General features: G+C 38.1%; 8 protein-coding genes. 7 read left to right on the plus strand and 1 reads right to left on the minus strand.

All coding sequences use genetic code 11. The annotated features are described in order from the left end of the window. Positions 1 to 95 precede the first annotated feature (95 nt). Complete coding sequence (locus tag DCC82_RS03265) at positions 96 to 545, plus strand: DMT family transporter (protein ID WP_097354539.1); 450 nt, start codon at positions 96 to 98, stop codon at positions 543 to 545. Positions 546 to 860: 315 nt separating this feature from the next. Next, positions 861 to 1,256, plus strand: coding sequence for a hypothetical protein (locus DCC82_RS03270; protein WP_108430233.1), 396 nt, complete (start codon positions 861 to 863; stop codon positions 1,254 to 1,256). A gap of 508 nt (positions 1,257 to 1,764) precedes the next feature. Here DCC82_RS03270 and DCC82_RS03280 read toward each other — a convergent pair. Continuing rightward, a complete protein-coding gene (locus tag DCC82_RS03280; protein ID WP_097354538.1) occupies positions 1,765 to 2,784 on the minus strand; it encodes a substrate-binding domain-containing protein in 1,020 nt (339 codons plus the stop codon). An 830-nt stretch (positions 2,785 to 3,614) separates the two neighbouring features. Between DCC82_RS03280 and DCC82_RS03285 the strand changes: the two genes are divergently transcribed. The 5 genes from DCC82_RS03285 (at position 3,615) to DCC82_RS03305 (ending at position 10,392) form a co-directional block, all read left to right on the plus strand. Then, complete coding sequence (locus DCC82_RS03285; RefSeq protein ID WP_097354020.1) at positions 3,615 to 4,712, plus strand: BtaManbiosPhlase; 1,098 nt, start codon at positions 3,615 to 3,617, stop codon at positions 4,710 to 4,712. A gap of 27 nt (positions 4,713 to 4,739) precedes the next feature. After that, positions 4,740 to 6,074 carry an extracellular solute-binding protein gene (locus tag DCC82_RS03290; protein ID WP_097354021.1) on the plus strand — a complete coding sequence of 445 codons (1,335 nt, stop codon included), beginning with the start codon at positions 4,740 to 4,742 and terminating at the stop codon, positions 6,072 to 6,074. Beyond that, complete coding sequence (locus DCC82_RS03295) at positions 6,075 to 6,953, plus strand: carbohydrate ABC transporter permease (protein ID WP_015863736.1); 879 nt, start codon at positions 6,075 to 6,077, stop codon at positions 6,951 to 6,953. It begins immediately after the preceding gene. Beyond that, entirely contained in the window at positions 6,940 to 7,770 is an 831-nt protein-coding gene (locus DCC82_RS03300) for a carbohydrate ABC transporter permease (RefSeq protein ID WP_062678080.1), read from the plus strand. Before DCC82_RS03295 ends, DCC82_RS03300 begins: the two co-directional genes overlap by 14 nt. 114 nt (positions 7,771 to 7,884) lie before the next feature. Then, positions 7,885 to 10,392, plus strand: a complete 2,508-nt coding sequence (locus DCC82_RS03305) for a beta-mannosidase (protein WP_097354022.1) — start codon at positions 7,885 to 7,887, stop codon at positions 10,390 to 10,392. The last annotated feature ends 557 nt before the right edge of the window (positions 10,393 to 10,949 follow it).

Below are 10,949 nucleotides of genomic sequence, written 5' to 3' on the forward strand. Positions count from 1 at the left end.
AGCTTTTTTTATTCTAACCGTTGAAACTCAATGAAAAACAGTGAGTGTGGAGGATAAACTTTTGACAATACCATCACTTATCAGGAGGGAGTAAAATGAAGTTTTTGTACATTCTTTTAGCCTTGTTGGGAGGGATGATGGCGGGGATTCAGGCGCCTATAAACGGAAGCCTCGGTAAAAAAATCGGCAGTGTTGAAGGAGCATTTACTTCCTTTTTTGTCGGCACGCTGTTTTTAGCATTTTTGGTCTTATTTTTTGGCAAAGGGCAAATCACTCATTTGTTTCAAGTGCCTAAATGGAATTTGCTTGGCGGTTTGTTAGGAGCCATTTTTGTGACTTTTGCCATTCTTTCTGTACCGAATATAGGGGTGGCCTTAACCATTTTTGCGGCAATCATTGGCCAAATGGTCATCAGCATTATCATTGACCATTTTGGCTTGTTCGGCGTGCAAAAAATTCCGATGAATGTTAACCGCCTGCTTGGTCTAGGACTGATGTTGGCGGCGCTGTTCTTTATTTACCGGGGCAGTGTTTCATCATCATAGAGTGCGTCCCTGTCACGCCTGAAGCTTCGAAAGATGAATAGGATAAAAAAAGGAGAACTTGAACGCCGAAAGAAAACAGCCCTCCTTTTTTCTTTATCGCAAATAAAACGCTCTCTTATCATAATTTTTATACGAAAACCGCCATTCTAATGATCGTAAGAAGAGTGTAAAGATAAATTTACAATAAATTTATGATAAATTCAATTGTTTGATTTTCTATAAATAAAATGTAATAATTTTTGTTACAGAAGGCGTGTTCCCAATTGCGAGTCTTTTTTAAAAGATATTATAACACTTTAAGTGGTGGTGAATTCAATGGATAGAATAAGTAATTCGCCAGTGGAAGTAGGGGATTGGGTAAAAGGGAAAACAAAAAATGGAGAATTGATATACGGTTATATTGAAGCAGTAAATTCATTACAAGGAACTGTCAAAATAAAGGTGATGGATTGTGATAATGAGCAAATCATTGGAAAAACCGTTGAAACATTAAAACACTGGGTGAAAAAACTGCCGATGTCGACCTTTGATGGTGAGGAACCGATTAAGGCATTAATTGAATTGGCTTTATTAACGAAGGATGAAAGCTGGTTTATGGAGCTGTCCGCCAAATTAAAATCAATAAGACAAGTTGCAAAAGAAAGTGAAATGCAAAATGCCTCTCACTCCTCTTTTCAAAATAGATTGGGAACATACGGCACGAGAGATTGAAGGATGAAAATACTCTAGGGCACACCAAGAGCGACAAGCGTAAACAGGTTGAAAGAATGGAAGAAGATCGGTTAACAAAGAAAAAAAACGCCTCATCTGTTTCGTTTTTGACGATCCATCTCGGTGGAAACTCACAGTTTGCGCGAGGCAAGAAGGAGTCCGCCAATGGTTCAAAGCAGAGAAATCTCGTGGATAATGAAGGTGCTCTTGCATGAGAAATCTCTCTTCATGATGTAGGATGACATTGTTATTTTGGCGAGATTTCTTGTGCAAGAGCTATTTTACGTTTATATAGCGCTATGAATAGATAGCCTAAATTTCCCATAATATTTTAAGAGATTAACTTCACTTGCCTAAAGAAGCATTCCGTGACATGGAACAGCGTCTCGAAGCACATCCGCACTGGACAGACTTGCAATTGCTTCCGTAAAATATCATATTGAAATGAAGGAGGGGCTGAATCCCAGAGTTTGGGATCAGCCTCTTCATCATTGTTTGGAGCAAACCTTCAAGATCGCTTTGGTGCGAAGGCGGTTGATTCCCTTTTAATTAGTTTAGAGGAGAGCAGGATTTCTTGGAATGGTTCATTTTTGTTTTCCATTCTCCAGAAAAGCAGTTCGACCGCTCTTCTCCCGTAAAGTTCCAAGTCAATGTCAACCGTCGTCGTTTTCGGTGTAGAGATTTTCGATAATTGACCATTATCGTAGCTGCATATGGATGCTTGATCAGGAACTTGAATGCCTTGCTGTCTTAAGCATGAGTTGACTAAAAATCCTAATGCATCATTGACACAAAACCAAGCAGTCGGTTGCCGCTCTAATTGCTTAATGTACTGAAGTATCAATTCTTCTTTTTCTTCCGCGTTTTTGAAAATAAACTCCTCATTTGGTTCGATGCCATATTCGCGCAATGCGAGCAAATATCCTTCATAACGTTCTTCATAGCTAGGTGAGTATTCGACATTACCGACAAAAGCAATGTCACGATGATTTAATTCAATTAAATGCTGTACGGCCAAGTAAGCGCCAAAGCGATTATTCGTTAATACGGCATCCGCGTGGATATTAGGATGATGATGGTCAACAAGAATGGTTGGAATGCCGGTTGAAATCACTTTATTAATGTATTCCGTACTGATGTGAGAAAGAATTAAGATTCCGTCTACCATCTTATTTTCGATAAATGAAGGCAAAATAAGCTTTTCTTTTTGTTCTTGATTAACCGATTGGATGTGTAAGTTCATGCCTCGTTTTACGACTTCTTTTTCGATGCTCAAGTAAATTTCGCCAAAAAAATTTTTTAAGGAAAATGTTAAATCCGAAGCGATTAATCCGATGTTCCCCGTTCTTCCTTGTTTCTTTTTCTTGCGCGCTCCTGGATATTGATACCCCATTTCTTCGGCCACACGTTTAATTCGCTCGCGAGTTTCTTCGCTCACCCCTTCTTTTCCTCTTAAAGCTTGGGATACCGAGTTTTTTGATATATTTAATCGATCGGCAATATCTTGCATTGTTACTTTCTTTTTCATATTCCACACCCATTATTCATTTTTAGGAAAGCATTAAAATCAAACATTTGTATCACAAAAACAAGTCATATGAATAAGTTGGCATGATTACAATTGTATAAAATCTAATGAATGAAATACTGTGATTGATGATGCCTCAAAATCTGGGGGAGAGTGACAATTAATATTGTAATATGAAATGAACAGAATTGGAATGATAATGGACTTGTTAAATTTTTTAGGTAAAGTCCTTTTTATTCAGTAGAGCGGCAAATTTCATTACATTATTTTTTCATTCTAAAAACAGAAAATCAAGGTCTTTTTTTAATGTTACAAAAGTTAAATAATGTATGTAATTTTTGGTTAACATAAGCTTTTTACATATGAGAAAAAGCTTTTAATGAAAAATTCCTCTTCATTATTTTCTATGATTCCTGTTCAATCCTAGGATGATGATAGCTGGAGGGGAATACCCATCAGATGAATTTTTTCTTTCACTTACAAAGCATTACATCCAAGCATTATTTCTGGGGATGTAAGTGTTTTTTTCTAAATTATAAATGTGATGATGAACCTAACAAATCTATTGACTATAAAAATGAAAGATGGAATAATTTACTTGTAAAGATTACAAACCGATAATTAAAAAATGATATGTAACGTTACAAATATATTTGGTTTTTACATAAATAATCTTAAAATGTTTTCGCTGGGATGTACATCTAATCAGGGCTTTCTGACATTATTGGAAATACATTAAAAAGATAAAGCCGCAATCTTTTCTAAGTAACTGATGAGGTAATTAGCTTTCGTTCCATTATTCTAGTGAAAAAAGAGGGAATTATTATGGAATGCATATTAGAAGTTGGAGGAGATTTACTGTGAAAGTCAAGCGGTTTCCGGAAAATCCGTTAATTACTCCTGGCGATGTAAAACCATTCCATCAAGATCATGAAGTGATAGGAGTTTTTAACGCTGGTGTCGCTCAATACAATGGTGAAATTTTGTTATTGCTTCGTGTAGCTGAACGTCCCATTAGTGAAGATCCGAATATTGTCAGAACGTCTGTTATTGATTTTTCAAGAGGAGAAGGAAAGCTGAAAATTATTGATTTACATAAAGATGATTCGAGATTTGATTTTTCTGATCCGCGAGTCATTTTTTACAACGATTCTAATCGAAGAGTCGCGTATCTTACGTCTATATCTTATATTCGTATTGCACGCAGCAAAGATGGATGCAACTTCACCATTGATGAGAAACCTTTTATTTATCCCGAAACGAAACGTGAAGCATGGGGGGTTGAAGACCCGCGCGTAACTCAAATCGATGATACTTATTATATTCAATATAGTGCAGCATCAGCAGAAGGCATTGGTGTAGGACTTATATCAACAAAAGATTTTGTGACTTACGAACGCCTTGGTTTAATTTTTCCTCCTGAAAATAAAGATGTGGCAATTTTCCCTGAAAAAATTAATGGAAAATACTATGCGTTACATCGACCTGTGCCAAAAGGAGTTGGCAGGCCTGAAATTTGGATTGCAGAATCAGATAACCTTCGTTATTGGGGGAATCATCAATATTTGTTAGGCCTTAGTGAAAAGGGTTGGGAAAGCGGGCGAATTGGCGGAAGTGCTGTTCCGTTTAAAACGGATAAAGGCTGGTTAGAAATTTATCATGCTGCTGATAAAAATGATCGCTACTGCTTAGGAGCCGTTCTTTTGGATCTCAATAACCCCGCCAAAATTCTGGCCAAAACGGAAGAGCCTATTTTAGAACCTGAGGAAGATTATGAAAAAAGCGGCTTCTTCGGTAATGTTGTTTTTACTTGTGGTTTAGTTGTAGAAGGAGATACCGTTAGAATCTACTATGGCGCGGCTGATGAATCTATTGCCGGCGCGGAACTTAGTCTGCAGGAAATCATGTCAAAATTAAAGTATTTATAAATTAAATTAATGTGGGAGGGAGTAAACATGAAAAAGAAAGGTTTTGCGAAACTCATCGCCTTATTGCTGGCAGCCGTTCTTATTGTTACTGGCTGTCAAGGGCAAAATGGGAATCAAGAGAAAAACTCAAAAGATGATGAAGCTGGCAAAGTTGTTCAATTTGAGTTCTGGGCTGCGCCAAACCCTACACAACAAGCTTTCTGGAAAAAGATGGCCGAGGCTTATATGAAAGAAAATAAAAACGTTAAAATTAAGGTTACGCCAATGCCGGAAAGTCCTACTTCTGAAGCAGGGATTCAATCAGCGATTGCATCAGGGAAAGCGCCTGCGGTCTCTGAAAACATTTCCCGCGGTTTTGCAGCTCAGCTAGCGGCGAGCCGCGCGATTGTGCCATTGGATGAATTTGAAGGTTTTGATGAGTTAATTGATAAACGTCAAATGAAGAAAACCATTTCAAGCTGGAAGTTTGCAGACAACCATCAATATGTTTTGCCGATTTATTCTAATGCCATGTTGTTTGGTTGGAGAATCGATATTCTAAAAGAACTTGGATACGATGCACCGCCAAAAACATATAGTGAAGTCATTGAAGTTGGCAAGAAATTGAAAGAAAAATATCCTGATAAGTTTCTTTGGGCGAGAGCTGATTTAGTAAAACCGACATGGTGGGCAAGATGGTTTGACTTCTTTATGTTGTACAATGCAGCGTCGAATGGAAATAACTTTATTAAAGGAAACAAATTTATTGCGGATGACGAAGCAGGTGTAAAAACACTCCAATTCTTTAATGATTTAAGCAAGAATAAATTGCTTTTGACTCGAGAAGCGACTGACCCGTTTGAAACAGGTACATCCATTATGGTGGATCTTGGGCCATGGACATTCCCATACTGGGCTGAGAAATTCCCGGAAATGAAGTTCAATGAAACTTATGTATTATCGTTGCCGCCTGTGCCTGACGGCGTAGATCCAGCAAATTCTAAAACATTTGCAGATACAAAAGGCATTGTCATCTATGCTTCTGCAAGCAAAGAACAACAACAAGCAGCTTTTGACTTTATTAAATGGGTATTTTCAGATGCGAAAAATGATTTAGCTTGGTTCAAACAAACAAACTTGCCACCTGCACGTGATGATTTATCAACTAATGAAGCTTTTGCATCCTATTTTGAAGAAAACCCTCAATTAAAACAGTATGCGGAAAACATTCCAAACGCAATTCCACCTGTGGATAACGAAAAAACGGTAGAAATTCAAGAATTGATTGGTAAAGAGGCCTTAAATCCTGTTGTCAAAGGCCAAAAAGATCCTGAAACAGCTTGGAAAGATATGAAAAAGGCTGTTAACGGGGTGTTAAAGTAAATGAATAAAAAGACAACATGGTTGGGGTGGCTTTTTGCCAGCCCCTACCTTATCTATACACTCATATTCTTTCTGTTTCCGTTGCTATGGGCTGTTTATTTAGCTTTTACAAATTGGAACATCATTGCTCCTGATTATGAAATGGTCGGATTTCAAAATTTTATCGAAGCTTTTTTTAGCAAAAGCGTACGGGCCGCATTTTTGGTAACTTATAAATTTATGCTCATGTTTGTTCCCATCGTTATTGCGGGTTCACTCCTTTTAGCTTTAATTATTCATTCTTTGCCTAGACTTAAAGGGTTGTTTGCTGTAGGATATTTCCTACCTTACTTGGCATCAGGAGTGGCTTCTTCCATTGTTGTCAATGGGGTGTTATCTTATAACAGTCCATTAAACGTTTTTTTTCGTAAGCATTTAGGTTTAGATATTGATTGGTTAGGTTCTCCAATTTTAGCGCCACTAATCATTGCCCTTATGATGGCGTGGAAATTTGTGGGCTATTATGCGCTGCTGTTTTTATCAGGTTTAGAAAGTATACCTAAAGAAATCTATGAAGCAGCCGAAATGGATGGTGCTGTTGGTTGGAAAAGATTTTGGTACGTCACTATCCCGATGTTGCATCCAGCGTTTTATACTGTCACCATTTTAGCAGTAGGTCTAATGTTTGGGATTTTTACTGAACCGTATGTATTAACTGGTGGAGGACCAGATTATTCCACGCATACATGGCAGTTAGAAATTTATAACCAGGCATTTGAAAGATTAAATGCAGGATATGGAACGGCAATAGCAATCATAAACTCTGTTGTCACATTCGTTTCTATTCTAGTGTTTCGAAAGCTTTTGGAAAAGTGGGGTGCCAGACATGGTTGGGAGTAAGAAATTAAAGACCACGCTGTTGTATATTTTGGCTTTTGTTATCCTTATCATCATGGTGTTTCCTTATTTATATATGGTCTTAAATTCTCTGGCCCCATGGGATCAAGTGGACCGTAAAATGATTCCAACTAAGTTGACCTTGCGTTCATATGAGTGGTTATTTACTGGTGGGGATGATGTTGTTCCTAGACCGTGGCTCCGAGCCTTTTTTAACAGCTTTGTTGTGACTTTATCTTCCACTTTGCTAATGATGGTGACAGCGATCCTAGTAGGATACGCTTTAGCTAAATTAAAGTTTAAAGGCAGCCGTTTGATCAACAATATTATTTTGTTTCAAATGTTTTATCCAGCGGTTATCCTATTAATTCCACTTTTTTTAATCATCCGCTACTTTGGGATGTACGACACCTATTGGGCTATGATTTTGCCAAAGGCCGTTAATTTGTGGGCGATATTTATGTACACTAACTTTTTCCGCAGTATACCTGATGAATTAATTGAAGCTGCCAAAATGGATGGAGCAGGACAATTAACCATTATTGCTAGAATTGTCTTGCCAATGTCTAAGTCGATTACAACCATTATATTCCTATTCCTTTTTATGGAAAGATGGGTAGAACTTTTATGGGATATGCTGGTGGTTAACAGTGAAAATATGTTAACGTTAAATGTATTGCTAGCTCAAATGTTTGGTCCATATGGAGCGTTTCCAGGACCGATGTATGCGGCTTCGGTATTACTGACATTGCCAATTCTCATCCTATTCATTATCTTTAGCAAAAACTTTAAAGAGGGAATGCAGTTTGTATTGAAGTGAAGGTTTGTTGGAAAAATATAACTGATGTCGAAAAAAGTTTTTTATAGAGACCGCCTGTGAACGATATGAAACAAGGTTTGGTCTCTTTTTCTTTACAGGAAGGAGGAATGAAGAATGTTAATCAATAAAAATTGGAAGATACAGCATTTTGATGTAGGACAGGTAAGGGATTTAACGATTGCAGATCCAAACTATATTGATCACTTTTGGATACCAGCAAAGGTGCCAGGAGATGTACATTCGATTTTACGGGAAAAGAAATTGATTGATGATCCCTTTTTCGGCTACAATGATTTGAAATCGAAATGGGTGGAAGAAAAGGTTTGGTGGTATCGTACGGAATTTACATTTGATAAAAACAATCTAGACAAAGATGAACGGTTAGAGTTGATTTTTGAAGGCTTAGATACCTTTGCGACTGTTTATTTAAACGGAGTGGAATTAGGGACTACGGAAAATATGTTCATTTCTCATACTTTTGATGTTACTAGAGAAATAGTGGATGGAAGAAATGTTTTGGCAGTGAAATTTAATCCCGTTTCCTATCAGTTAAAGGAGAAAGAGAAAAATTATTGGGCTGGATTTGGAAAAGATCGCATATGGGCGCGCAAGGCTCAATATCATTTTGGCTGGGACTGGGGTCCGCAAATTCTAACGGTAGGAATTTGGAAAGAGGTGCGTTTAGAAAAAAGAAAAATTGCCAAAATCGAAAGTGTTTACGCAAGAACACTTGACTTGAAAGATTCTCGGGCCATTGTTCAAATCGATATTTACACCAAAAACTTTGTTAAGGGAAAAAGTTTACAGGCGGAAGTGACGTTAAAAGATCGAGAACAACAATTTTTCCAAACCGTAAATATTGATCAAAATCGAGCAACACTCACTTTCAACATCGACAATCCAAATCTTTGGTGGACGCATGATTTAGGAGAACCGAATCTTTATCAATTATCCGTCGTTTTAAAATGGGAAGGGGAAGTTCTAGACACATATCAAACAGAAATTGGGATTCGTACGGTGGAAGTAATGAAAAGAGATCGCGAAGGGAATCCGCGGTTTACCTTTGTTTTAAATGGTGTAGAGATATTTGCGAAAGGAGCGAACTGGATTCCTATTGACAGCTTTTTAGGATCTGTACCGGAATCACGCTATCGTCATCTTATTCAGCTTGCGAAAGAAGCAAATATGAATATGCTGCGTGTATGGGGTGGTGGGATTTATGAAAAAGACATTTTCTATCAAGAATGCAATCGCCAAGGTATTTTAGTTTGGCAGGACTTTATGTTTGCCTGTGCGTTATACCCGGATTACAACCGCGATTATATGGAAAACGTCCGCGAAGAAGTGATTTCGGTGATTAAGCGGCTTCGTAATCATCCTTGCATCGCTTTATGGTGCGGAAATAACGAAAACGATTGGTTGTATGAAGTGGAGCATGCCGCTGGAAAAATTCACACTCCTTTTTATGGAGAAAAAATATATCATGAGTTAATTCCTGAACTACTGGAAGAATTAGATCCTTCCCGTCCATATTGGCCAAGTTCGCCATATGGCGGCAATGATCACAACTCACAAGAGGAAGGCGACCGGCATAATTGGCAAGTTTGGCACGGGAATGTGGAACCTCGAAAATTCGGTCAGAATTTAGGACAAAACATCAGTGTGGAGGGGGTTTCGTTTCGAAATTATAAAAAAGATCGCACCCGGTTTTGCAGCGAGTTTGGCATGCATGCTTCTGCCAATCGTTATACGCTGGAAAAAAATCTGCCTGACGGAACTTTTTATTGGGGCAGCGATGAATTGGCATATCGCAATAAAGATTTTCATCATGAAAAAGGGCTCTTATTAATGGAAGGATATACCGGCATTCCAAAAAATATTGAGGAATACATGAATTATTCGATGCTCACACAGGCTGAAGGTTTAAAGTATGGAATGGAACATTACCGCCGCAATAAACCGCAAACAAGCGGGGCTTTAATCTGGCAATTGAATGATTGCTGGCCTGGCACGAGTTGGTCGATGATCGATTATTACTTGTTGCCAAAGGCTTCATATTATTATAGTAAAAAATTTAATGCCCCTCTTTTATATACGCTTGAACATGACCCTGGCGATGATTTACATCTATGGGTTGTGAATGACCGATTAGAAGATGTGAAAGATACGCTGGTATTCGAAGTGTTCCGATTTAATGGCGAGTTAGTGTATTCGAAAGAATTTTTGATCCATGTGAAAGGAAATGCTTCGGTTCAAATTGCTTCCTTAACAGAAGCGGAGGTTTTACAAGGCAATCCTGCTGAACAAGTTGTCGTCCGCTTAAAATCGTTGAATAAAAAAGCAGAGGAAAACTATTATTACCTAAGAAATCATAAAGATCTTCAGCTGCCTAAGGCGAAATTGCAAGTAAAAGTGATGCCGGAAAAACAAGAAGTAGAAATTCGGACAGATTGTTTTGCGCGTTTTGTTAAACTGGAACTTCCGGCAGAAAAGATTATTTTTTCGGATAACTTCTTCGACCTACTTCCATCGGAGCGAAAGATCATCAAGATTAGACATTTAGATGGCAAGACTATTTCTTTAGACGGTTTAAGCGTATCAGCCATCAACGGCAGTGCTTGATCGGATGATTTTTATCCAAGATTAAAAGGTATGATGGAGGGAAAGCAGTGAAAGCAGCGGTTTTTTTAAAAAAGGGGAAAATCGAAATACAACACTCATCCAATGGCCATTTCCTTGATTGAAAAAGGAAAAGTGAAAGTACAACCTTTAATTAGCCATTATTTTACAAGTACAATCGGAGAAAGCCCATGCAGGGTGTAGCCCGTCTTTAGACATGGGATGAACCGATTGCTTTGACGTAGTCAAAGATGGTATACTACTCTTATAGAGAAGAAAAATCCAACGTCTTGAATCGGGCGCACAGGGCGATAAGCACCAGTGAGGTGTTTGCCCATGAAAGTCTTGTGGAATTAGAGTCAGTATCCATGCGAAGGTATGGAAGAAGCTCTATAGTACACAAGAACCCCGTGGCTTTAGCCATCGGGAGGTTCAGTTTGCAAGACATTCTGAAGATTATGCCGAAATATGGAGAATTAAAAGTAACAACTGTAGATGAGCATTTTTCATTACAATAATTTCCATGGTTAGAGAGACAAACAGGGTACCCCTTACGCGAT

The organism is Geobacillus sp. LYN3 (assembly GCF_003064505.1).
GTDB classification, from domain to species: domain Bacteria; phylum Bacillota; class Bacilli; order Bacillales; family Anoxybacillaceae; genus Parageobacillus_B; species Parageobacillus_B toebii.

Coding starts and splice junctions, on each gene's coding strand:
- DCC82_RS03265 (WP_097354539.1), top strand. CDS start 96: ATGAAGTTTTTGTACATTCTTTTAGCCTTGTTGGGAGGGATGATGGCG.
- DCC82_RS03270 (WP_108430233.1), top strand. CDS start 861: ATGGATAGAATAAGTAATTCGCCAGTGGAAGTAGGGGATTGGGTAAAA.
- DCC82_RS03280 (WP_097354538.1), bottom strand. CDS start 2,784: ATGAAAAAGAAAGTAACAATGCAAGATATTGCCGATCGATTAAATATA.
- DCC82_RS03285 (WP_097354020.1), top strand. CDS start 3,615: ATGCATATTAGAAGTTGGAGGAGATTTACTGTGAAAGTCAAGCGGTTT.
- DCC82_RS03290 (WP_097354021.1), top strand. CDS start 4,740: ATGAAAAAGAAAGGTTTTGCGAAACTCATCGCCTTATTGCTGGCAGCC.
- DCC82_RS03295 (WP_015863736.1), top strand. CDS start 6,075: ATGAATAAAAAGACAACATGGTTGGGGTGGCTTTTTGCCAGCCCCTAC.
- DCC82_RS03300 (WP_062678080.1), top strand. CDS start 6,940: ATGGTTGGGAGTAAGAAATTAAAGACCACGCTGTTGTATATTTTGGCT.
- DCC82_RS03305 (WP_097354022.1), top strand. CDS start 7,885: ATGTTAATCAATAAAAATTGGAAGATACAGCATTTTGATGTAGGACAG.